The sequence below is a fragment of the uncultured Psychrobacter sp. genome, assembly GCF_947488565.1.
GTDB lineage: Bacteria > Pseudomonadota > Gammaproteobacteria > Pseudomonadales > Moraxellaceae > Psychrobacter > Psychrobacter saeujeotis.
This window is the reverse complement of record NZ_CANKZC010000003.1, coordinates 358217-383644: the sequence shown is the minus strand read 5'-3', so window position 1 is coordinate 383644 and position 25428 is coordinate 358217. Positions and strand designations below refer to the sequence as shown.

Here is a 25428-nt window from a genome sequence, read left to right as displayed (position 1 = left end):
CAAGTTTCTACAAAATGATACTACTAACCTCTCATTGGTTAGAACCATTCTGCTTGCATATCGGTACATACCGCATTGTCGTTATTCAACAGTTCAATATCGCGATTGATTAATGGCAGCTCCCAATCGATAAAATATTTGGCTGCTTGTAGTTTGCCATGATAAAAGTTTTGTTTTTCAGTATTTTGTGTGCCGCTGTCGTTAATTTCGCTTAGCAACTGCTCCGCTTTACTCGCTTGGCGAATCCAAATCCAACTGACCACGATAGAGGCAAAGATATTCATCAATGCTTGCGCGTTACCCGTCAACGTGATGACTTTTTCTGTCTGCAAAACCTTACTTAGATGTACCAATACCTCATGCAGATGATCCATATAGGGCATCAATTTACCCGCAAGTTTTGCGGTTTCTGGCGTACTAATACTTTCTAGATCTTGGGTGATTTCACGTTTTAAAACTTGAATACCAAGTCCTTTGTTTTGCCATAACTTACGAAACGACAAATCTAACGCCTGCACACCATTTGTGCCTTCATGAATGGGATTGAGACGGTTGTCACGCCAAAACTGCTCGGCCTGGTATTCACGCGTGTAGCCTGCACCGCCCAGCACTTGAATACCTAAATCATTGGCCTTTGGCCCATATTCCGATGGCCATGCTTTAAGCACTGGCGTGAGTAAATCCAATAATTCTGATAGCTCGTTTTTGAGTGTGGCGTCTTCACAGGTATTGATACGATCAATCAGGTTTGAGCCGTATAAGCACAGTGAAATACCGCCCTCGCTGTAAGCTTTTTGCGCAAGGAGCATGCGTTTAACATCACCATGCTGAATAATCGCCGTTGCTGCATCTTCAGGCTTATTATTCGGTGCAATTCTGCCTTGGGTCCTATCTTTGGCATAATCGAGCGAATACTGATAACCGCGATAGCCAATCATCGCCGCGCCAAAGCCAACCGCGATACGCGCCTCATTCATCATCTTAAACATATAACGCAGGCCGAAATGCTCTTCACCGATAAGGTAGCCATAGCATGCGCCTGCATCGCCAAAGCTCAATGCCGTAGACGTCGCGCCGCGATAACCAAGCTTATGAATGAGCCCGGTTAGATGGACATCATTACGCTCACCAACCGAGGCATCTTCATTTAAGCGATACTTGGGTACAGCAAATAACGAGATACCTTTGACACCACCAGGACCGCCCGGTACTTTGGCCAATACCAAATGCACGATATTGTCAGACAACTCATGATCGCCCGCTGAGATATAAATCTTGCTACCTTTGATTCGATAGCTGCCATCATCTTGCTTGACAGCGGTGGTTTTGATATCGGCCAGTGACGAGCCAGCATGCGGCTCGGTCAGTGCCATCGTTCCTGTGAACTCGCCTGTTAGCATACGCGGCATAAAGGCATCTTTAATCTCGTCGCTAGCGAAATGCGAGATGACGTTAATCGCGGCCGTGGTCAAAAACGGATAGGCAGTCGTCGATGGGTTGGCTGCCATAAAATAGCCTGCCACCGCTGTCATGACAGTTTCGGGTAATTGCATCCCACCATCATCAAAGCGATAACGACCCGCGATAAAACCTGACTCACGAAACGCATCAAAAGCTACTTTAACATCGTCTATCATACTGACTTGTTTGCCGTCAAACTGTGGTTCGTTTTTATCTGCCAAATGGTTGTGTGGCAAAAACAAATCGGTGGCGATTTTATTGGCGGTACCCAAAACCGCATCAAAGGTTTCGCGGCTGTGTTCTGCAAATTTAGGATGTTTGGTTAAGTCTTCAGTGCCCAATACATCATATAATTGGAACGGTAATTCAAAGTCATTGATAAGCGTATCTGCTGCCATAGTATTCTCGTTAACTGATTAAATTTGATAATTAATTGATAGTAATCTAATTTAACGCCGTACCGTATTGTCATTTATGACATAATTATGGTCAAATAAGACATACACAACATTGATTGTGAGAAATATTCAGTCGAAAATTTTATTTCTGATACGTATAAAGAAAGGAAACGCTTGTGCCCTACTCTAAACCCTTTAAAGTCATTATTGTTGGTTTCGATGGTGTACTCGGTAGCGTGCTCGCTGGGGCGCTAGATTTATTTTCGTTTACTGGGGTCAGCTGGCAACGATTCGCAGATGAGACGGTAGAGCCAAGATTTGATGTGCAAATAGCCAGTCTAGGCGGCGTCGTTATTAGATGTAGCAATCGCTTAATCATGCAAGCGCATTGCGATATTAAGGATGTGATGGAGTGCGACTTATTATTAATTCCAACCATTGGCGACTCGATCGATAAAGTACTGAATCAGAACAGTGAATTAATTGTGCATATAAAGCGGCTTGCAACGACCAAGGCGGATATCGCCAGTAACTGTAGCGGCGCGTTTTTTTTGGCAAAGGCAGGCTTACTTGATGGCAAAGTCGCGACCACTCATTGGGGCTATGCCAATAAGTTTAAGACAGATTTTCCATTGGTGGACTTGCAAGAAAACCAGTTTGTTACGCAATCAAAAATCCAGTCAAAAAGCGAGTCAGCAACCCAATCGGGACACATTTTTTGCGCCGCAGGCGGTAGCGCCTTTTATGACTTAGCCTTGTTATTGATAGAGCGTTACTGCGGCCGTGAGATTTCGACTCAAGTGGCCAAAACTCAGATCATCGATAGCAAACGTGGCAATCAAAACAGCTATACTAACGTGACTTTGCATAAGCCGCATGCAGACCAGCTGGTCAAGCAAGTACAAGTATTCATCGAAGAGAACTTTAAACAACCTATACAAGTGAGTGCTTTGGCCGCCATGGTCAGTGTTACCCCGCGCACCTTAAACAGACGTTTTCAATCTTGCGTCGCGATGCGCCCGATTGAATACATTCAAGCAGTCAGAATTGAGCAAGCAAAGCGGTTATTAGAATCAGGCGATGTGACGATAAAATCGCTGGCTCATCAAGTCGGCTACGATGACATCTCATCATTCACGCGACTTTTTAAGCGCGCAACCGAGCTGACACCAAAAGAATATCAAGAGAAGTTTTCACGCTTAGCGATTTAAGAGTTTTTTGACAATATATAAACAGCAAAAAGCCGATCTGACTGAAATCAAATCGGCTCTATGTTTGCTATAAATAAATTACTAGTACAGCAAATGTGCCACTGATGTAATAACCACCAAGCTAATAAGCGTACGAATAATAAAAATCATAAACAGCTCTAAAACATTAAGTTTAATGTTTGATTTCAAAATCAGCGCACCAACTTCAGACATGTAAATAATCTGCGTGATAGAGGCAGCGCCAACGACAAAGCGTGTCATTTCACTCTCAATACTCTTACCGACCAACGCTGGTAAGTACATATCAGCAAAACCCATAATCATAGCAGGAGCTGCTTTGGCAGCCTCTGGAATTTGTAACAAATCGAGCACAGGAACCAATGGCGCGGCGAGCCAATCAAACACAGGCGTATATTCAGCCAATCCTAAACCAATAGTACCGATTGCAAAAATAATTGGGATAAGTCCAAAATAGATATCAAACAAGTTTTTTACGCTGTTTTTAAATACACTACCCAAGCCTGGCATAGAGTGTGCGCGAGTCACTGCGCGGTTCAATGCCCACTGCGGCATACTATATTGCGCAGGAATGTCTTCATTCAACAAACATTTACCAGAATGGTAGGTGTCAGGCTTTAGTGACAATGGTGGTATGCGCGGCATGATAATCGCAGCAATAAAACCAGTCAAAGCGATGGTCAAATAAAAGAAGACAAAATTATTATCTACCCCAATGGTTTTGGCAACGACATAAGTAAAAGCAATAGAGGTTACCGAAAAAGTCGTGGCAATAATGGCTGCTTCACGCTGACTATAGTAACTCTTATCGTACTCTTGCATAGTCACTAGCAGACCGATAGAGGCTGCACCAAACCATGAGGACATTGCATCGACTGCTGAACGACCTGGCAGTTTGAACAGTTTAATAAATACTTTACTGGCCAAAGTTCCCAAAAACTCCATCAAGCCAAAGTCAGTCAAGAACGGTAAAGATAAAATGGCAAAGAAAAATAAAGGAACCAAAATGGGGACCAGATCTTCAAATATGACGCCACCAGTATTCCGATTAATAATAAATTCTGGACCTACTTGTAAAAAAATCATCCAAATAAACAGCGCACCTAAAAAACGTGCGACAAGCCATAACCAATCGACATCGAAGAGTTTTTTTAGTAAAGAGTCTGGGTGTAAATTAGGACGCAATACTTTGACTGCAAGCGCGCCAATAAAAGAGGTCGTGACTATCGCAAGGGTAATATAAGCGACATAACTACCTAAAGCCGCCTGCAAAGCATCGGTTAATACACCAAGTAAAATCGTAACTTTACCATCCCATTGAAACGGAATAATAAATAGCGCAATACCAAGCGCTGAAAACAATAAAAACTTCCACAATGACGCGCGCCATTGCTCTCCTTGCGGCGTTTTTGAGTCAACAGCATCATTACCTAAAACAGGCTGCTGCGACTTATTGATATTAACCGTCATTTGTTTCCTCCATGATAGGCGACACTCGCCAATTTTTCCATTTTGCTGTCCGACCAATTCCCGGATTAAGTGAATTGGTCGGATCTAGTTTTTTATAAAAAGAACGTAGTGCAGGTTTTGCAGTATAGACGTGGCCCACATTGTGCTCTGCAGGGTACTCGATATGGCGCTCATTGTAAAAATCTAGTAGCGCTTTTTTGAAATCTTTTACATCAACCGCAGGCTTTAATAGATAATCCTGATGCAAAACATGACAGAAGAAATGTCCCAAATAAAAAGTTCTACTTACTTGCTGTTGTAAATGAGTCGGCAAAGACTCATCCCAATCTGTCGCATTTCTAGGCAGAGCGATATCAGTGGATAATAGCTCACCGAACGCTGTGTGATTGAGGTTATGATAGCGAAACATAGCAGCGGTGGCGGCACTACGAAACACCAATAATGCTTGTGCTTCATCCTTTGTACACAGATGCAATTTGCCTTGTTGTCGCTGTAAATACTCGCGTAAAAATGCTGTCGCAGCAGCAATGTCATTACTCTTATCATCATCATCCGCCACTTTTATGATTAAGTGATAGCGGTACGAAAGTGACTGCTCAGCTAAGTTTTTTGGTAACGAGGCGGGCATAAAGATGGCTGCCATCTGTAGCACGCGATCAGGCAACGTTTTTGGCAGTCGCCATTTATCTAGACAATAGCTGATCTTTGCTTGTAATCGGTATAGCACCCCTATTTTGCTGGCTGGCAATTTGCGCATACTAAGACAAGTGTCGCGGCCATAGCGCAGGGTAATATCGTTGTAGTCTTTGTGCATATACTCTGCCAAGACAGGCAGATTGAGTGCGCTTTTTAGCCATTGCTTACGCAATATGGTTAAGGTATCCGCGTTATCGGTCGAGATATAAAACGTTTGTTCTTGGGCCGGCTTAGCAAATGTGGCGACCCTAACAGCGAAGACAATGACCTTACCCGCTGAGCCAGCAGCTTCATACAGACCGTTAGGGTCATTATTAAAACGAGCAGGCGTACTGGCTTTGTAGTCACGGACTTTATGCTGATAGTGATGGTTTGCATTACTTTTATTGACGGATGTGTCACTTAAAGCGCTCAAGTTTTTGTCAAACTGTCCAGACTGTAAATTGCGCAGCTGCTGCTCTGGATGCTCGCCTAAATCAATACCTAAATGATTAATTAACTCAAACTCGCCATCATTATTACGCCTAGCAAACAATGCCATTTCAGTATAAGCAGGCCCACGTTGTACCAACATACCGCCTGAGCTGTTACAAATACCGCCAATCACTGACGCGCCAACACAACTAGAGCCCAATACCGAATGCGGTTCACGCCCTAATGGCGAAAGCTGCATCTCTAACTGCTGAAGCGTGGTGGCTGGTAACGCAATCACTTCTTTAGCATCGTCAAGCAAGTAGCTACCGTTCAATAACTGCATCGAAACCAAGACGACTGGTCGATCATAGTCACCGTACGGGGTTGAGCCGCCAGTCAGTCCCGTATTAGCCGCTTGAGCAATAATAATCACATCCGCTGCCGCACAAATATTAATCACGCGCCAAAGCGCTACTAAGGTATCTGGCGTTACTACTGCTTTGACGGCATCTGCGATGTCTCCAGTCGCGCCGTGTAGATAAGACTGTTGCTGATTGGGTTTGGTTAGTACATTAGCCGCACCGACGGTAGCAATTAGATCCGTTAACAAACCCATTGACTGCTCAGTTCCTTCGTCTGACGCTTTTTTAATGTTTGATAGCATGGGCGTTCTTCCCTGAGCGACCAGTTTTTTATATAGTTAATACACTTTAAAACCGATACAGTGCTACTGGGACAAATTTTCTTTGCTTGCTGTGCGCTTCGCACTCCAGAGGCTGCACAAAATTTGTCCCAGTAGCACGACAATATAAATGTATCGATTTTATTTCAAATTGACTATATGCCCGTTTCTTATATGCATAGTGACCTTTTGATTAGCTAAAACAAGTAAAAGTCTTACCCATATTGATAAGAAATTCATCAGCTTCATCCACTTCATAAACGATAGGCTGGCTACCTTTAGTGTCTGTTTGTAAAGCATCTAGCAGTTGTTGCTTATCATTAATTCTGCGATAGCCTGCGCCAAATCCAGCGGCTAAATGCTCAAAATTAGGTGTTTTGATATTGACCCCAATCAATGGCAAACCTCCCTCTTCCATATAACGACGAATCTCACCATAACCTTGGTTATTCCAAAGTAAGACAATCAATGGCAGCTCAAGCTCAGCAGCGCAAATAAGCTCAGCAATGGTAAACTGAATACCACCGTCACCAATAAGACTAATGACAGGCGCTTTCGAGCCAATCATTGCGCCAATTGCGGCAGGCAAACCATAACCCAACGTGCCAAATCCGGTTGATGAGTTAAACCATTTACGGGTTGATAACGCCTCAAAGCCAAGATTGCCACTATAGACAGGCTGCGTTGAATCACCAACGAAGATGACATCCTTTACTTCATCACGAATGAGCTTAAGTAGTGCATTTTGACCAGCAAAGTCTGGGGTCATCGCTTCTATTAACGTCTGCTTCACCTCGGCTACGCGCGCTGCTGCCTTATGATCGAGATTGTGATTTCCTAAACGTGTACATAGCCCACTAATCGCCATCTGTGCATCAGACAATACGGCGATATCCGCTCTAAAAGGACGCTGCAACTGCTGAGCATCGCAGTCAATACGAATGAGCGTGCCGTTAATTTGGAACTCACCATTAAAGAATACATCGTAATCGGTCTCACCAAGCTCAGTACCGATCGCTAGTACCAAATCTGCCTCGCTAATCACGGCGCGACCAGCGTCTAATGACTGATTGCTACCCAAACTGAGTGCGTGACCAGGTGGCAGCAAACCTTTGGCATTGATGGTCAAAAATGTCGGCGCATCGATAAGCTCAGCCAGTTTTTGCGCATCGTGATCGACATCGACGCAGCCACCGCCGTACAATACAACTGGGTTTTTTGCGCTTTTTAACTGCTGGGCGATTAAATCAAGCTGCGCAGGATTGGGCAGCGGTCTTGTAACCTGCGGTAGAGCTAAACTCGCATCAGCTTGGTTTTTTGCACTTTGATTCATTCTAGGTGGCTTAGCAGCATGACTGGCATCGGCGGTGATTACATCGATAGGCAGCTGAATATGGACAGGGCCTGGACGAGCGCCGTTAAACATGGCAAATGCTTCAGCAATGACTTTGGGTAGCGCCTCAGGTTGCCAGATGGTTTTACTCATAAGCGCAACCTTGCTGACCATACCTTGCTGATCGTGCAACTCATGCAAATGCCCTTCACCGCTTCCTGTGTCCTCAACTTTATTGACACTAGATATCACCAACATCGGGATAGAATCTGCTAACGCTTGTGCCATCGCAGTCATGATATTGGTCATGCCAGGGCCGGTGATAATAAAGCAAACACCAACTTTACCAGATGCACGGTAATAGCCGTCCGCCATAAATCCAGCGCCTTGCTCGTGACGCGGGGTCACATGGCGAATATCGGTATTGGGCAAACCACGATATAGCTCTACCGTATGGACACCTGGAATACCAAATACGGTTTCAACTCCGTAATACTCTAACCATTGTACCAACAGCTCACCGCATGTCAGAGGTGAGGTTGTTGGCAATGAAGAAGGCGCTTGCATTGATTGCGTCATGGGTCGATCATCCTAAAAAGGTTCGCTGAATATTCAGGCAATTATCAAAATTATCAAATCTGTATCTTGAAACAACCCTTATATTATTTATATATAAAGGCTGCTTATTATAGAGACTATTTTGTCCAAACTGTTCTTTGCAGGACAGTTCAATCGAGATAAACGCTGCGATTAGTAGACTGCTTTGACTTTATCGTCATAGCGCACACCTGGTAAGATACATAGCATCTCGAACAGCAAGTTCGCTGCTAACACAGAAGTATTACCAAACGGATCATATGGTGGTGATACTTCTACTAAATCGCCACCAACCACGTCAAGGCCACGCATACCGCGGATAATCTCGATACCTTGCGTAGATGTCAAACCACCAATTTCAGCCGTGCCTGTACCAGGCGCAAACGCCGGATCAATGCCGTCGATATCGAAACTTAAGTAAACAGGACCATCGCCAAGCTTTTCACGTACTTCTGCCATGAGCGGTGCAAGCGACTTGTACCAGCACTCCTCCGCTGGCACCACGCGAAAGCCTTGCTGAGTTGACCAATCAAACTCTTCAGCGCTATAGCCAGTACCACGCAAGCCAATTTGTACCACACGATTGCCATCGATTAAGTTTTCTTCAACAGCGCGGCGAAACGGAGTACCATGAGCGATTTTTTCGCCAAACATATCATCATTGATATCCGCATGAGCATCGATATGCACCATGCCGACAGGACCATGTTTTTTAGCAAGCGCGCGTAAGATAGGCAGTGCAATGGTATGATCGCCGCCTAACGTTAATGGGATAGCATCGTGTTTAACGATTTTATCGGTATAGAATTGTTCGATAATATCGATGCTTTTTAGTAGGTTAAAAGTATTGATAGGTACATCGCCAATGTCAGCGACTTGCAGGGACTCAAAGGGTGCTGCACGAGTGGCAACGTTATAAGGGCGAATCATGCGAGATTCATCGCGAATCTGTCTTGGGCCAAGTCTGGCACCGCTGCGGTTTGACGCCCCAATATCTAACGGTACGCCAACAAAAGCAACGTCTAATCCTTGAGCATCAGCTTGAGTAGGCAGACGCATCATCGAAGCAAAACCGCCAAATCTTGGCATCTCGTTGCCGCTTAATGGTTGATTGAATTTCATCATTCACATCCTTGTTTTATCTTATTTACGGTAGGCAATTTGTTATATGCTTTGACAATACCTAAATATCAGAGTACAGACCATGGTAAAATTTAGAAGTAAACTTCTAAATTTCCGTAGTAATCCTGATTTGTTCGTCATTATTAGAAGTTTATTAAAAGTCAAAAACCGTATTTCACATTAAAAAATGAAAGAAATAGGCACTGGAGCATAATTCTTAATGTTAGATGAGCTGATAAAAATAGACATCAAAACCTTACGTAGCTTTATGGCTATTGTAGAGTGTCAAGGCGTGACAGCCGCACAAACTCGCTTAAATGTTACCCCTTCTGTCATTAGCGGTCACTTGACTCATTTAGAAGATCGTTTGGGTATGACGCTCTGTCATCGCGGCCGAGCTGGCTTTAAGCTTACAGAAGATGGAGCAGCAGTCTATGAAGCCTGTTTGAGCTTTACCGAAGCGGTTGCCAGCTTCCAACATCAATTGCATTATATTCGTCAATTGGACTCTGTTCATGGAGGTCACATTCGTTTGTGTCTCATCGATCAGATGCCCGCGTTTTTTTATGACGCGTTACAGCAATGCTTGTCCGCAAGCTATAGTAAAAATCCACTGATCCACTTCTCTATCGATGTGCAAAGCCCAGAGAGCATGTTAGACAAGCTTTTGAGCAACGAAAGCGACATTGGTGTGGGTTATTTTGGTAGCTTTCCTCCTCTATTAACTTTTCAACATGCCTTTGTTGAAAAACAAGTGGTTTGCTGTGGACGCAAACACGTCTTATTTAATGACTCGAAAGGCCTGACTTTTCATGAACTAGAACAAAACTACTCATGGATCAAACGGGGTTACATTACTGAGCACAGCATTAACCATATCCAGCCTAAGACGTTGAGTGCTACCACTTATCATATGGAGGCGACAGCGCAGCTGATTCTTGCAGGTCATCACGTCGGTTACCTACCAAATGATTTGGCAAAGCGTTATGAGGGCATGGGGCTGATGAAAGTTTTATTACCTGATGAGGCAAGCTATGAGGTGAGTCATCACTGGGCTTATCGACAAAACCTACACAAACAAGTCAGTACTTTTTTGCAACAGATGCTTAGGCTATTGGATAAGTAAACACCTTAGTTTTGTAAACTTGTATTTATCAAAATTTTGCTGGTAAACCGTTTTTTATAAATATGTAGCGTATAAAAACCAAAAAAAAAGGAGACAATATCAATATTATCTCCTTGTTCTATACAATTTTTATAAACAGACAGTTACTCAGCAGCGATGGCAGTCATCTCAACCAATAGCTCAGGACGTGCCAATGCAGACTCACCACAAGCACGAGCTGGTGGCTGTATACCGTCAAACCACTTATCCCATACTTCATTCATCGCGGCAAAGTCTGCCATATCTTTTACCCAGACCGTCACTGTTAGCAGTTTCGATTTATCACTGCCCACTTCCTCTAACAATGCTTGTATCTTCTCCAAACAAGTCAATGTCTGCGCTTTGATATCGTCATCGCTATTACCTACTTGACCACATAAATATACCGTTTGGTTATGCACAACGATCTTACTCATACGCTGACTGCTATGTAACTTTTTCATCGTAACTAATCCTTAATGATAGAACTGAATTTATTCAAATATTTGCAACAATCATCATTCAAAAAATAATGTTTAGCTAGAAAAACGCTGGGCGCTAAATGGTGCTACATCAACCAGTACCGGCTTATCATGAATCATCTCTTCCACAATGCGTCCTGTCATTGGCCCTAGTGTAAAGCCTTGATGACTGTGACCAAAAGCAAACCATAATTTGTTGTGCTTAGGCGCAGGACCAATCACCGGCTTCATATCAGGCATACAAGGACGTGAGCCGGCCCATGCCTCACTCTCTACCGCATCTTCTAATGGTAGGATTTTACGAGCGAATTTCAATACCGTTTGTAATTGACCGAAGTTTTTTGGCGCGTTCATGGTAGTCATCTCAGCACCGGTCGTGATGCGGATGCCCTGCTGCATTGGCCCCATAACAAAGCCTTTATCCATATCAAACATACTATGATGAATGGTGTTTTTGTCCGTTACTTTGAAATGCTGATGATAACCACGCATCGGGAACAACGGCAAGTTGTAGCCAAGCGGTCTGATCAGATCATTTGACCAAGGGCCAGCTGCGATGACCAATTTATCACTATAATAAGTGTCGTTATCAGTAACAATTTTCCAGCCTTCCCCCTCTTGTACGATCTCTTTTACATCGCTCTCTTTGATCGTACCTTGCATCTCTTGGAAATTTTTGGCATACGCCTTTACCAAAGCGCTTGGGTTGGATACTTGCCATGAGTTGAGCCAATGGATTGCCCCGACAAAACCCTCAAAATTAGCGCTTGGCTCCATCGCTTTTAATTCTTCAAGGTTTAGTACGTCATGCTCAACGCCTTGCGCGCGAGCATCAACAGCTGAGGCAATCGCTTCTTTAAAGGTGTCTTCAGAACGATGCAGCTGTAACCAACCATCACGAGTAATCAGCTCATCAGCGCCAGACGCTGTAATCATAGTCTGATGCTCACTGGTACAATGCTCAATCAATGTCTGCCATTCAGCTTCGATTTTTTTGACTGATGCAGGTGTAGAGTATTTCCAATACTGCAATAGCGCTTGATGATAACGCAAAATAGCTGGTATACGATAACGAATGTCAGTACCTTGGTTAGGCAATACTCTAATCATTTCAGTGATCTGACGCGGGAAAGGATGCGTATGAATCGCTTCGCGCTGGATCAAACCAGCATTGCCATATGAAGTCTCTGACCCTGGCAATTTTTTGTCTAACAATAATACCTGCGAACCATTATTTTGCAGGTGCCACGCAATCGATGTGCCAACCATACCAGCACCAATAACAATAACCTCATAGCGCATAGAACATCCTTTCTTGATAGGTAGTAGAGTCTTGCAAATTAGGGGTGATAATAACGCGAACCTGATAATTAATAAACCCATATTTGACGGATTTTTTTGCTATTGAACACTTTTGGTTATGAGCGTCTAAAGAGAGGTAAATTGGTAGGAATGATAGGGTTATTAGATATATATTTGATGCAGAAGCCAGTTCGCGTGGCTCATGATGAAACTAAACAGCGCTACAGCTGTGAGCGATTGCACACTCATCCTGCAGAGCAAGGCCATCATATCAGTCAATACATGGTCAGACAGGTTTGGGCTATAAGACGCCAAGACAGATGAGGTTTGATTATTATTGTCAAGCTGCGTAATTAAAATCTTCCAATTTTAGTTGTACGGGTTTGACAGCATAGGTCACTAGTAATTTTGCCTATTTTGAAGTAATTTTCTCAAATGCATATTCTTAATTCTAAGTCTATTTTATCTACTTGGTTTCTAAATACTTTCTATCAACTTTAGTACACTTAGGCTCAGCATCAGGATCTAAGTCGAAATGCGTAAATATTTCAACACTGATTAAATTTCGATCTTTGATAGGGTCGCCTGACCATATACCAAATATATAACTTTCATGTTCATAACAAATTCTAACTTCATCAGTTATGCTATCTTTATCTAAATCAAAAGACGAAGTTAAAGAAATTTTCTTAGCTGATTCTGGCTCTAATAAAACGAAAGCACTTTGTGGATTAACCTTTATAGGATTAGTAAAAGAGTATTTGTAATCAAAATCTCTTACATCATATGTATCACATACTTTTATCGCATCGATAGTAGCAACTTCTTCGACCATAGGATCTACTGACGTTTCAGTAAGATATACTGTTTGTTTGTTTTTCAACTTGCTATCAGTAACAAAACAGTCATTATTTATACCAATCACTCCATATTGAACTTCCGCTTCATCTAATTCTTCTACTATTACTTCTGTTCCTTCAGCCTTGTAAGGTTGAGAGCATGATAATAAAGATTCGAGCAAAATAATGCTAATTGTTAATTTGAATAGTTTTTTCATATTATCTTCCAGTTTTAGACCAATGTGGATCATCTTTTTTGCCAGTTGCTTTTTCTCCATATCGACTCCAATGTTTCACACCGTAGGATTCTCCAACTATTGCGATATCTGCTCTACTTTTTATAGTTTTGCTCTGACCATTAGCATCCTTAATGGTTTTACCAATACCCCAGTTAGATATGCGGCAATCGAATGCTTCGCCACCATTATGATTTGATCTATAAGGTTTACCCACAGGGTTATTTCCAATGCCATACCTATTAAAAAGCGCGGTACCGCCCTTTATAGAAGCAGCTATATCTATGATACCTTTAGGATTATAATGTATCCAACTAATATTAACTGGTTCATCACCACCTCTAGGTTCGAATGATGGTACATTTTTTGGATTAATCTTACCTCGAGCAATCATAGCGGAATAATACATAAGATATTGGCGTTGAGGGGGGCGATATGCATTCGTATAACTAACTTGTATTCCTGCAGCTTTCATTGCTTTATCAAAGGCTATAGCTTTACTTCTGAAAGGCTCTTTTAAAGAACTTAATTGTGTACTAGGCATAAACTTACTGTGCCATTTAGGGCCACTAGGCTCAAGCTTAGGCTTCTTAATCTTATAGACATAAACAGTACCGTTGTTATCACTATTGGCGATAATAACGTCTTTTTCGATTTCTTTACCATCCTCATTGACCAATACTTTAATGCGGATACCGACATCTGAATCATGTGTTCTACCTCTCGTACCATCATTTCCTGTCACAGAAGTGTTCTTACCATATTTAGTAGACTGCGTAATATAGGAAAGCCCCGATAGTGGCTTATTTGTTGCTTCGTCAACGAACTTTATAGTGATTTTAGCTTCATCTGAGGCAACCTCAAGCGTCGGCCCTGTCTCTGTCTTTCTTTCGACCTCTGTTACCTTTGGCTTTTCTACTTTGATGACAGGGTTTTGCTCTGTTTGAGGTTTTGGCTTGTCCTCTTGTTCGCTTGTCTCTGGAGTAGTCGATGCTTCTTGACTCAAGGTATCTGATATATTGCTGATATCTTCTTCGGTGATGTCTGTGCCTATGATCATAGTCCATTGTTTGGAGCCGTAGGTAACAATAGCGGTTGTTTGAGCTCTACCTTGTCCATCAATAAGAATAAGCTTCTGCCCAGCAAGGGCTTTTATAGTGCTAATACCTTGGCGGTTTGCTCTTTTTAGAGCAGAGTGTCTGCCACGATATAGAGTTTTAAACTCGTAATGCGGTATGGGTTGATTGTTGTTATCGACAAATCTGATACTAAAGGAGACAACAGGGACTTTAAGTACTTTGGTCTGTCCGTTTAAGTCGCCAGTGACCGGGAATGCCATGCTGTAAATAGATTGCTTTTTGCCCTCATCGTCATCAAGGTAGACGCTGATAGATTGGCTGACATCAGCTTTTATACCTGATTCGATACCTGAGTCATCCGTTTTATGGGGTTTAATATTGTTTTTGTACTCAAGATGATAGGTTGTGTTTGGTAGTGGTTTGCCTGTGTCGCTTTCGACTAGTTTGATGTTGAAAGTGACTTCATCAACTATATTGCTATCAGTAGTGCTTTTATTTGGTTGATCTGAACTAGTAGACTCATCATTACTGTTACTATCAGTACTTTCCTGAGTAGCTTCCAATTTTTCATGTTCTGATAGTACGGACGAATAGGTGTGTTTACCTAGGTAGACTATTTCATACCCTTGAGTCTGATCTGATTTTTGGACTATAGCTTCAACTAGTTTACCGTCTATTTTTAACTGAATTTTTGCATTTGGATGTCTGACTATTATTGGTAAATTGCCTTTTTTATCTGTTTTATGCGTAACTGCTATTTTACCTACATTAAATTTACCTTTGTACTCAGAGCTGATTTCGACCTCTTTGTTAGGAATACCAACTTTCTTAGCATCTACGATCTTTACGTATACCTTTCTTTTACAACAAGTTTGAATGTTGTAGTGAGCGAACATATTCATATATTTTGCTATGCTAGTACCGTTAGCATCGGATTCATTTGTTTTACCATTCGTAGTTAAAAAACTTTTAACAGCTCCTGAACCTTTTAAATGTATAGCAGCTATCACGCCTGATTCGGTTACTTCAAAATCTTCATAACCCTTTGCTTCTGTAATAGTTGAACCATAGAATTCGTTTAAATTCTTACTCCTCGAATATCTACATAAGCGATTAATCCATTCATTGATCGCCTTCATCTGGATAGAACCGCTGTTTCTAAAGACATTAAGTGAAATAGCACCAAACTTACCAGTCCAATAGTTCCCAGTCCTTCCCCAATCTTGGGTTTTTGAATTTTTAGTTCCATCAAAGCGATAACAACCTACATCCTGTAATGCTTCTTCAGAAAACTGAAACAGCCCCACATAATTCCAAGGGTTTAATATACTAACAGCGGTTAGATTATCAACTTTAATGGCTTCTTTGTTATCTCCAGTATAGGTATAAGAATAACGTAAATCAGATCCTGATTCCTTTCTAGAAACAGCTCTAATATATCCTACCCTATCAGGAGTATAAGTAACTCCTTGAACTGGTTTTATTAGTGAGCTCATATTATTTTTCCTTCGCTATTGACAACTGCTTTTTACAAACATCAGGAGCATAGCTATAGTCTAGAGGGTTCTGTACATCGATATATTTTTGTAATAGTTCTTTAGTACGTTGATCATTACCTGTTATGTCATTTGTAATAAACGAACAACCATCATAAAGCATGCCTGTCATTTCATAGCTTTCTGGGTCGAAAATATAGAAGACTTGACCTATAGCACATTTATTATCAAAGCAGATTTTATTAAACACATACTTTTTATCAGTGTTTATGTCTTGTATGTATATTCCTTCTCGCTGTGATCCCATAGCATAAAGCTCTTTGTCAGCTAAATTGATAGGGCTAACGAGTTTATAAATCATTTTTTGGAAGGCTTTGTCATATCTACTATTGTAATTAGGATTACTACCTTCTATCGTTGGTAATTTCTCGTTCACTAGTTCAAATGGATAAGTAGTAAATTCCCCATCCTCATACTCATAATCTATATACCGAAAAGGAACTCCATTGATTGCCAGTTCTTCATTTAGTTTATCGATATAGCTCATTGAGTCTGGTTCATCAGTTTGGTTGGAAAATTCGTTTACTTCTTCTTTTGAGTTAGGAATCATCTTGAGCTGAACACGTGGTATGCTATCTATATAGCTTTGATAATCTTCTTCGTCTGTGGCGTGAGCTACACCGATGAACGGTGTTATAAAGAGGAATATTGAAAAAAAGCATAAATTTTTATTATTAAAAAAGTACATAGATTATCCTATAAATTTACTCTGTAAGAGGTTTAACAGTCAAAGTCGTCTTCATCATGTGCATGATTATCACCACAATCTTCAAATAGGTTTTCAATAGAGCAATTATCGCACTCTATCTGATCTGATACATCAGTGACCTTAATCTCTCCTTTGCGGTTCACGTTGCCAAGAAGCTCTAACTCAACCTTCTCAGTCTTATCACCGAATACTCTTAATGTCTGACCATCCTCATCAAGCTTACCTTCAATCTCTGTACCTCTTGAGTGATTAATAAGCTTATAGCTGATACCTTGATCTATTAAATCTTGCGGTAACAGCTTTTTAAGATCAAATGCTTTACTAAACAACCCAGATGTTGGTAAAGCAATCACAGGCGCATTGACTTTAGCCCCACCTACCAAACTCTTCTTCACCGCCTGAACCTTAATCTCCCCCGGACACACCAGCTTCACCCCACTCTCATCAATCGTCAGTGATGCCCCGGCGCTGGTTTGCAGCTTAATCTGTCTGGGACTGGAGATATTGACCTGTCCTGACTCACTACCGATGGTCATGGATTGTTGGCAGTGCAGTTGCAGCTCACCGCCTTGTGCTTGTATCGCTAGCGGCTTGGTGTTGGCACTGATATGTAAACCCGATAGCTGAGCTTGACCACCCACCCCTGCTAATGACTCAATACTATCTGCTGTAAGCGTATAGTTTCCTGCCACCACATCCGAATGCGTGCTGCCTGATTGGCGTACGATGGTCTTTGCGGTGCTTAGGGTATTGCTTGCTGATGCGAGGATGCTGTCTTTACTGACTAGCATCACATCGGGTGCACCGAGTACTTCGGTTTGTAGCGTGTCGTCTATTATTTGAGCCGTTTCTTGAAAGGCCTCTATCGATTGATTAGCGGTCTTCATGGCTTTCGTCGATTGCAAGTGTGCTTGCTTGGCATCGAGAAAGGTCTCGGTGAGTTCTTTGCCCAGTTTCAACTGTCGTTGTCCCGCGTCATTGACCCACGCCGACTCGTGTTCGGATTGACTGTGCTGGATACCAAAGGTAGAGAGCAAGACACCACTTTCTGCTGTCGCTTGTAGTCCATGATCGGTGGCAAGGTTTATACCCTGTCCACTACTTGTCGATTGATGGTTGCTGTAGCGATGGCGTAGGACGCCAAGCTCTAACACGTGCTCATTAGAGGCAAAGGTGGCGCTAGAAGTGCTGATAGGTTGCATGGCGTTAGCACGATCTTTGGTATTTACCGTCCATTCAAGGCCAATACTCTTAGGGGTGTCATCAAAGAGAAGCGTGACCTCGCTGTCGCTGGTCAGTCCATACTGAGCAATCCCTGTGATCCAGCCACTATGAGTATCATCCTCACAGATTTGCGAATGTCCCAGTCCTGAGCCATGCCATCTTGGTGAAGACCCATTTTGTAGGTTATGCCGATTGGAGAGTCCGGCATCACGACGGGTCACGTCTTTATAATCATTGTCACCCATACCGATCCCGTCATATAGGCTGCGGCTGATCATGGGGCTGTCGATGTCGCCGTACCAGTGATTGAGAAGGACGGATTGTCCCAGCCTTGGGGCGAACTGCCACCCATGAGTCGCGCCTGACGAGAGTTGTAGCGCTCTAAGTGGCGGGGTGACCCCATCATCGTGCGGGCTGATACCAGCAGATACTGGAGTGGTAATCGTACGCTGTAAGCCGTCATCGGTCACCTGTGAGGCGTAGCTTGGCGAGGATGAAGTGCTGGTATCGCCGGTACGTGCTTGGGTGACACCGCTATAGCGACTACTGACAAAGGACTGCTTGCTTGGGTAGGGACAGTAAGGAATAACAGAGTCTAATAGCGTGGCGGTTACCCAGATGCCAGTGTCACGAGCAATGTCGTAGCCGTGCTCGGGTATGGCGCTAAGTGCTGTTTGTGCTGTTTGCGCTGTTTGTTTAGTGGTACGCGTAAGCCAGTCTCTTATTAGCACTTGGTTGTGGTAGGAGACGCTGTCACTGCTCGGTTCAATACCGACGATGATCATAGCTGTACAGTATGTAGATAAACGACCAATAGAAGGTAGGTTGTTAATGCTAACTTGGCTACCGATGCTTAGGCCACGCATGGCGCCTGTGGCACTATAATATTCTCTATTGCAGCCATTGGCGCGTACCCATTGCTCAGCTAAGCGGGTAGCAGACGCATCGCTATATACCCGAGACGGCGCCCCAAATAGCACCGCGGTGTCATCAAATGTTAAGGGTGAGTCGTCCTCTGCCACACCTTCATAGATAGTATCAGCGGCAAGTCCATCGGCGCGTACCAGCACGGTGCGAGTGCCTAATTGCTTGGCGCTCATCTGTAGCGTATCGACACTGTCTTGACCAGACTGTACTGAGGACTTCTCGTAGCTATAATTAAGTGATGATAACGCATTCTCGTCTAGCGCACTAACTAAAGACCAATAACCAAGCTCATCCACTGAGTCACCTGATACCCAATAGGTGGTTACCCCAATATCGGCAAGCAAGCCGCTAATAAAGTCATAATCGCTAACATCTGACTGACTACGCATCTCTAGCGGACGAGTTAAAGTATCTGATGAGAGTAGTTGCTCTGAGAGCTGCCATTCAAAGTCATAATCATTCAAGATAGCGGTGATGATATCGAGGGTGGATTGATGGGTAAAGCTGCGAGTATGGATGGACTGGGTCAGTTGCCAGTCAGGAGTGACGATATCAAGAGTGTAAAAGTGCATGGCGCCGTCTGAGTGCTGGTAGCGGACGGTTTGAATGAGTCCACAACGGCAAGTAGGCTCTCGAGCTGCAGATAACGTGGTTAAACATATAGGTTTACTAATTAAGGACAAACAAGCGTTTGAATCTAAAAAGTCATAACTGAACACGAGTATATGACTAAGGGAGCTTTGATTGAGGCTACTTGTCCAAAAAAAGGCACTTGGATAAAGGGAGGTGGTTGCTAAAATATCACTGCCAACCTTAAGCTGGTGCAGACGTGCAGTTTGTGAGGGCATAAGTAAAGTCTCATCATTGCTACAGTAAGAGCAAAACTAACAGTTTATCAACAAAAGTTATTAAACCGTCCAATGAGAAAAGTATAGAGTTTACTGAAATATTGTCAAGTATTAGTATTGAAGGGATACTTGTATATTTTATTTTTAGAATAGAACTAAATGTCTTAAAACTTTTAACAATCACCACCACACGGGATCATCACTCGCCAGCATCTCTAACGACTTCCTTGAGCGCTTAACCTCCACCTCATCTGCAGACAACTCAGCGATAAATCGTGATGGCTTGTCAAAATACCCTGAATAACTGGCAAAGTAATCAGGCGCAGTCAGATACAATCTGGTCTTGGCACGGCTACAGGCCACATAAAACAATTTACGCTCCTCTTCTAATTCCTCAAAGTCAGCCAAAGAGCGATGATGCGGGGTAATTCCATCGACCAATGAATTGACAAACACCACTGGCCACTCTAGCCCTTTAGCACTATGAATGGTGGAAATCGTCACTTTATCTTTGTCATCCTGTGCTGGCTGACTGGTCGTCGCCACTGAGTCATTAGGTGGGTCGAGCGCCAGATTTTCTAAGAAATTATCAAGGCTGCTGTACTCTGTTGCTAAATTTTTGAGCACTCGAAAATCCTCATTGCGCTCACGCCAGTTTTCCTCTAGCGTTTTTAGAATAGGAACATAAAACTCTAAAACATGCTCAATAATACTCTCGACTGATTCTGCTTGACTGGCCTTTGTCAGAGTGTGATACAAAGGCTCAAGTTGCTCACTTTTTTTAGCAAACTTTGGCGTGAGTAATGGCTCAAAAGAATTATTATCGTCATTAATCGCTTGGGTTAACCGAGTCGCGGTGACTGCCCCTACTCCTTGAAACAAGGTTAAAATGCGATGCCACGCAATGGTGTCATTTGGGTTATAGAGTATTTTGACAAATGCCAAGACATCTTTAATATGCCGTCTCTCAATGAACTTAATACCACCTACCACGATAAATGGAATGCTACGCTCCATAAATTCCAACTGTACATAGTTGGACTGAAAGGACGTGCGGCACAGTACCGCAAAATCGCTGTAGTCGTGATCTGGTTTTAGCTCTATGATTTTATCAGCGATATATTTGGCCTCGCGGGTTTCATCATTTAAATGGCTAAAGACGGGTTTGCAGCCCTCTATCGATACGCTAGAGTACAGCTGCTTTTGATAGCCCAAGGTGATATGCGCTGACAAAGCATTGATATAATTTAGAACAGCAGGCGTACTGCGATAGTTTTGTTCCAGCTTGATGAGCTTGGCTTCGGGATAGGTCTCACCGAACAGTAGAATATTTTCATAGTTTGCGCCGCGAAACGCATAAATACTTTGATTATCATCACCGACTACCATCAGTGATACCGATTTAGGCTCACAAATCAAATCTATCAGCTGCTTTTGCGGAATATTGGTATCCTGATACTCATCGACCATGATATAGCGATATTGATTTTGTAGCATCTGGCGAAAGATATCATTGGTCTTTAAATGGCGTACGACTTGGCTAATGATGTCATCAAAATCATAAAGATGATTGGCGCGCTTATACTCATGAAAATCAATTGCCAACTGCTCGATAATGGGAATGTGTACAGCGATATCAGGATAATTACTTTCGATTAAGTCGCGGATATGAATGCGTCTATTTCTAGAAGTAGAGATAATGTTTTGCAAGGTCTTTTTACGCGGAAAGGCTTGGCTTTTGGCTTGCGCAGGATACTTTTTTTCCTTATGAATTAAATCGATGGCGTCTTCACTATCACCTGTATCCAAGATAGTAAAGCGCGGATTAATACCAAGTAGCCCTGAGTACTGACGTAGCAGCATATTACAAAACGAGTGAAAAGTGCCACTGGTAACATCATTTAGCATCTTACTAGTCGGTAGGGTGTCTTTTGCCAGGTCATCGTCTGATAACGTATCAGCCAATAAAACTTTGGCACGACTTTTTATCTCATTTGCCGCTTTACGAGTAAAAGTCAGTAGCAAGATACTTTTGGGTGTGACTCCATTTTCTAACAGGTAGCTGGTGCGATAGGTCAAGGTTTTGGTCTTACCAGAGCCAGCACCAGCGATGACCAATACTTTTCCTTCAATAGTAGTGGCTGCTAGCAATTGATCGGGGTTTAGCTCACTGGCATAGTCTACTTTCAACCCTAACTCACCACCCAATCTTTGCTTCAGTAGCTCAATATTTGCATCGTTATCGGCATCAATTAGGTTTGCCTCTAGCTTTTTAATCGCCTTTTTCAAGCGCGTAAGCTTAGGTTGTATCTCCGCAAAATTCTGCGGATAGTTATAGCTTTGCGTGTCAAAAATCGTAGTAGTCATTATACAATATGGCCTTAAATTTCAGTCAAAAGCTGTCTAAACAAAAAAATTTAATTAACAGGTTAACTCTAAATCATCTCGACACTCTATAAAAAAACCTATCACCACTTTTCATAAGGCTTTGCAACGATATGAAAAATAGTAACAGGTTATGAGTATATGATAGCTCTTATGTTGTACCTTGTTAGCTTAAGTCAAATAAGACTTAAGCCAAACGACATTTATTTGAGCAATGATTTAACGTCCTAGTACAGCACGCGGATCAATAGGGTTACCATTTAGACGTACTTGAAACTGCAGGGCTACTTGATTGGTCTGGCCACTACTACCCATACTGGCAATACGTTGGCCACGCTGTACCGCTTCGCCTTCTTTAACCAGTAATTGGCTATTATGCGCATAAGCGGTAATGTAATCACCGCTATGACGAATCATAATAAGATTGCCATACTCGGTTAACCCATCACCCGCGTATAGTACCGTTCCACTTTGACTGGCGAGCACTGGATCACCTTCTCTACCGGCAAACCACATGCCCATATTGCCAGATGCAGCATCAAAATTACGAAGGACTTGATTGCGGCTAGGATACTCGTAGCCAGCTGTCGAATTGGCCGTCACTTCATAAACAGGTGCCGATCCAGTCGTGGGCGGCGGTGTTGTAGGCGTAGTGGCAACATTGTAATTGTTGTTACTAGCAGGACGTGTGGGTGCGCTTTGTTCACCGTGCCAAAGCTTGAGCCATTGACCACTATAGATAGTATACTTGCTATCAAGGCCGTTCAGCGCTCCAATTTGACGGTAATTTAAGCGATAACGTGAAGCAATCTGGCTAACCGTATCGCCACGTTTTACAAGGTGATAGTTGGGGACACCTTGACTATTGGTAATAATCTTAGGGGCTGGTCGTGCAGAATTTTGATAGGTCGGCTTAGTTGCACAGCCTGTCATCGCAACCGCTAGTGTTCCGACTAAGGCTACAGTCGCTAGCTGCGACCCAGAAATAAGCTTTTTCATACAAGGTTTCCTATTCTTTATAGTGCTCACGTTCTTTGTAGTACTCACAATTATATAGTGCTCACGATTATCGTGTTGTTATCTTTACTGTTTATAAAATTATGCCGCCGCTATTATAACCATAATACGACCCTATTTATAGAACATGACTTTAATTATAAAAATAGCGTCTGTTTCATCACCTTCAATTACAAGGATGAATTACAATGCCAAAGTCGAAAACCTACTGAGGGTAGACGCTGGTGTATGATGTAAGCGAACTGGAGATAAACTAATATAACCTGCTGCTACCGCCAGCTCATCTGTATCAATCACCAAATTATCGTTGTTATCGTTGTTATCGGCTCTAGGCTGACATAGTCGCTCAGGACTGCCACTTATAGAGTCATCAATAGGCGTATTGATATTGGTGTCCATATGCTCTGTGGTTGGCACATTCTGGCATTTTTTTAAACATAACCAATAAGCATCGCGGCCGCGTGGATCAACCATATGATGTACAGGTTTTTCTATTAGGCTATGAGCTAAGCGTGTGATTTTGCGTCCCATAATACCCTCAGCTGTATCTACGTTAGGAATATTAATATTAAGTACGTGATAAGGCAAACGTTTGAGCTCCTCCAATATAGGCGTTTTGGTCAATACTTTAACAATTTCGGTTGCTGCCATTTCATAATGGCTGGTTTGATCCTGTCCATTGCCTTTAATCCTATGACCCACCAATGAAGTTGCAATCGCCGGTATACCAAAAAGCTGAGCGGTCAAAGCCGCACCAAAAGTACCCGAAAACAAGACGTCTTGCCCTAAGTTTGCGCCTGAATTAATACCCGTGATGACGCAATCAAATTGAGTATCAGGATAAAGCTCGTGTAGCGCAAGGTAGACACAGTCTGCAGGTGAGCCATTAACCGCAACGAACCCTGATGGTAATATATGAGGATACAAGGGCTGAGATATATGAAGCGAGCTGGCACTACCGCTCTGCTCTTCATGGGGTGCAACGACCACAACGTCTCCAATCTGGCAGAGGGCTTGGTATAACGCCAATAATCCTGGCGCATGTACCCCATCATCATTACTTATTAAAAACTTCATGGTAGCTCAATATAGTGATATCTCATTTTCTGGCAACAGACTTAAATATCGTAGCCGACTGCTAGTGACCTATAGTCAGCTATCTCATAGATAGTAGCGTTTAAGAATAAGCATCTTAAAGCAGCATTTTGAGGAAAAAGATAACTTTTGTATGCCTTTATTTAGCAGATAAATGAAATATAGAAGGTAAAAAACGAAAACCTAGCGGTAATAAAATATGGTTTAAAATATATTTATAAGCGTATTAGTAGTTGCATAGAGTAAGTCTACATTCATCGAACTACTATACGATATAGAAGGAGATTATACCCTAACTAAGCATCGGCACAAATAAACCTTTCACTCATTGTCTTAAAATCAAGTATAATCAAACAGTTGTGGCTACATTTGCAAAAGCTTATTAATATTTTCAACCTTATAAAATTCGCTTTTGCGGATGTGTATATCAACACTAGTTGGTCACCTCTTCACCTATTTTTTTCGTTACAATAGGCAACAACGAACAACAATAGACTGTTATCTATTAAGGCTTATGTAACTTAGGGACAGATGCTACTGATATGTTGCTAACGATCGACTCTAGGTCACAATATATCTACACATAAGTCAATATTTTATGTGACTTTTATTTTTTTTCCCATTACCATAACACCATTAAATAACGTAAAGCGAGTGTGATACCGAATGAAGAATCAATCGATATTATCTATAATTTCTATAACGACAAGAATAGTTTCAAGAACAGCTTCAAGGATTGGCATTATCGGCTTGATAGCTTCTGCTTCATTGTTAGCTCAAACATCCAACGCAGCTAGTAATAATGTGTCTACCATTCCTCTAGATATGTCTGGCGTCAGTATTACTAAACATGAAATTGCTGTCATGCAGGTACTGTCTGAAATTTGCCCACCGATGTTAAATAAAAGACAAAGACAACGTTTTTATAAATCTTACAATATACAACTGCATGAGCTTATGCCGTCTTTAGAAGATCCGAAGGCTGCAATACAGTATTTGTCAACGCAGCAAGATTATCGTCAAATCTTACAAAGTATACGTAGCTGGACACTGGGGTTCTCAAAGCAAGAAAATAAAGCCTTGTGTGAAGATTTAGCAAACGCGCAATACTAACGGCTGACTTGTCACAACATACTCTGACTAAGCGGTTAACCATATAAATATAAAAGCATCAGTCAGTATC

General features: G+C 42.4%; 17 protein-coding genes. 3 read left to right on the top strand and 14 right to left on the bottom strand.

The features are described 5' to 3' along the window. Positions 1 to 38 precede the first annotated feature (38 nt). On the bottom strand, positions 39 to 1859 hold the full coding sequence (locus tag Q0890_RS08735; protein WP_299219563.1) for an acyl-CoA dehydrogenase: 1821 nt from the start codon (positions 1857 to 1859) through the stop codon (positions 39 to 41). A 176-nt stretch (positions 1860 to 2035) separates the two neighbouring features. On the opposite strand from Q0890_RS08735, the gene Q0890_RS08730 reads away from it, so the two are divergent. Next, positions 2036 to 3070, top strand: coding sequence for a GlxA family transcriptional regulator (locus tag Q0890_RS08730; protein WP_299219561.1), 1035 nt, complete (start codon positions 2036 to 2038; stop codon positions 3068 to 3070). Between the two features lie 81 nt (positions 3071 to 3151). Here Q0890_RS08730 and Q0890_RS08725 read toward each other — a convergent pair whose 3' ends face one another. From Q0890_RS08725 to speB, 4 genes are all read right to left on the bottom strand, one after another. After that, entirely contained in the window at positions 3152 to 4558 is a 1407-nt protein-coding gene (locus Q0890_RS08725; protein ID WP_299219559.1) for a YjiH family protein, read from the bottom strand. Continuing rightward, positions 4548 to 6332, bottom strand: a complete 1785-nt coding sequence (gene dld, locus Q0890_RS08720; RefSeq protein ID WP_299219557.1) for a D-lactate dehydrogenase — start codon at positions 6330 to 6332, stop codon at positions 4548 to 4550. Before dld ends, Q0890_RS08725 begins: the two co-directional genes overlap by 11 nt. A gap of 211 nt (positions 6333 to 6543) precedes the next feature. Further along, positions 6544 to 8262 (bottom strand): 5-guanidino-2-oxopentanoate decarboxylase, encoded by a 1719-nt coding sequence (locus Q0890_RS08715; protein ID WP_299219555.1) that lies wholly within the window; start codon positions 8260 to 8262, stop codon positions 6544 to 6546. A gap of 171 nt (positions 8263 to 8433) precedes the next feature. Then, positions 8434 to 9405: an agmatinase gene (gene speB / locus Q0890_RS08710; protein ID WP_299219554.1), complete on the bottom strand. Its 972-nt coding sequence runs from the start codon at positions 9403 to 9405 to the stop codon at positions 8434 to 8436. A gap of 217 nt (positions 9406 to 9622) precedes the next feature. Here speB and Q0890_RS08705 point away from each other — a divergent pair, with 217 nt between their 5' ends. After that, positions 9623 to 10528: a LysR family transcriptional regulator gene (locus tag Q0890_RS08705; RefSeq protein ID WP_299219552.1), complete on the top strand. Its 906-nt coding sequence runs from the start codon at positions 9623 to 9625 to the stop codon at positions 10526 to 10528. A gap of 143 nt (positions 10529 to 10671) precedes the next feature. Here Q0890_RS08705 and Q0890_RS08700 read toward each other — a convergent pair whose 3' ends face one another. The 9 genes from Q0890_RS08700 to surE form a co-directional block, all read right to left on the bottom strand. Continuing rightward, complete coding sequence (locus tag Q0890_RS08700; protein ID WP_299219550.1) at positions 10672 to 11010, bottom strand: RidA family protein; 339 nt, start codon at positions 11008 to 11010, stop codon at positions 10672 to 10674. A 72-nt stretch (positions 11011 to 11082) separates the two neighbouring features. Further along, the gene (locus tag Q0890_RS08695; protein WP_299219548.1) at positions 11083 to 12330 is read right to left on the bottom strand and encodes an FAD-binding oxidoreductase; all 1248 of its coding nucleotides are present in this window, start codon (positions 12328 to 12330) and stop codon (positions 11083 to 11085) included. Between the two features lie 466 nt (positions 12331 to 12796). Next, positions 12797 to 13447 (bottom strand): hypothetical protein, encoded by a 651-nt coding sequence (locus Q0890_RS08690; protein ID WP_299219546.1) that lies wholly within the window; start codon positions 13445 to 13447, stop codon positions 12797 to 12799. Further along, a complete protein-coding gene (locus Q0890_RS08685) occupies positions 13389 to 15980 on the bottom strand; it encodes a hypothetical protein (RefSeq protein ID WP_299219544.1) in 2592 nt (863 codons plus the stop codon). The genes Q0890_RS08690 and Q0890_RS08685 overlap by 59 nt, the downstream gene beginning before the upstream one ends. Before the next feature lies 1 nt (position 15981). Further along, positions 15982 to 16728, bottom strand: coding sequence for a hypothetical protein (locus tag Q0890_RS08680; protein WP_299219542.1), 747 nt, complete (start codon positions 16726 to 16728; stop codon positions 15982 to 15984). Between the two features lie 32 nt (positions 16729 to 16760). Beyond that, on the bottom strand, positions 16761 to 19748 hold the full coding sequence (locus tag Q0890_RS08675; protein WP_299219540.1) for a contractile injection system protein, VgrG/Pvc8 family: 2988 nt from the start codon (positions 19746 to 19748) through the stop codon (positions 16761 to 16763). A 180-nt stretch (positions 19749 to 19928) separates the two neighbouring features. Continuing rightward, positions 19929 to 22115 (bottom strand): ATP-dependent helicase, encoded by a 2187-nt coding sequence (locus Q0890_RS08670; protein WP_299219539.1) that lies wholly within the window; start codon positions 22113 to 22115, stop codon positions 19929 to 19931. A 237-nt stretch (positions 22116 to 22352) separates the two neighbouring features. Continuing rightward, positions 22353 to 23132, bottom strand: a complete 780-nt coding sequence (locus Q0890_RS08665; RefSeq protein WP_299219537.1) for a M23 family metallopeptidase — start codon at positions 23130 to 23132, stop codon at positions 22353 to 22355. A 201-nt stretch (positions 23133 to 23333) separates the two neighbouring features. Continuing rightward, positions 23334 to 24227, bottom strand: coding sequence for a 5'/3'-nucleotidase SurE (surE, locus tag Q0890_RS08660; RefSeq protein ID WP_299219535.1), 894 nt, complete (start codon positions 24225 to 24227; stop codon positions 23334 to 23336). A 684-nt stretch (positions 24228 to 24911) separates the two neighbouring features. Between surE and Q0890_RS08655 the strand changes: the two genes are divergently transcribed. Continuing rightward, positions 24912 to 25358 carry a hypothetical protein gene (locus tag Q0890_RS08655; protein ID WP_299219533.1) on the top strand — a complete coding sequence of 149 codons (447 nt, stop codon included), beginning with the start codon at positions 24912 to 24914 and terminating at the stop codon, positions 25356 to 25358. Positions 25359 to 25428: the final 70 nt, after the last annotated feature.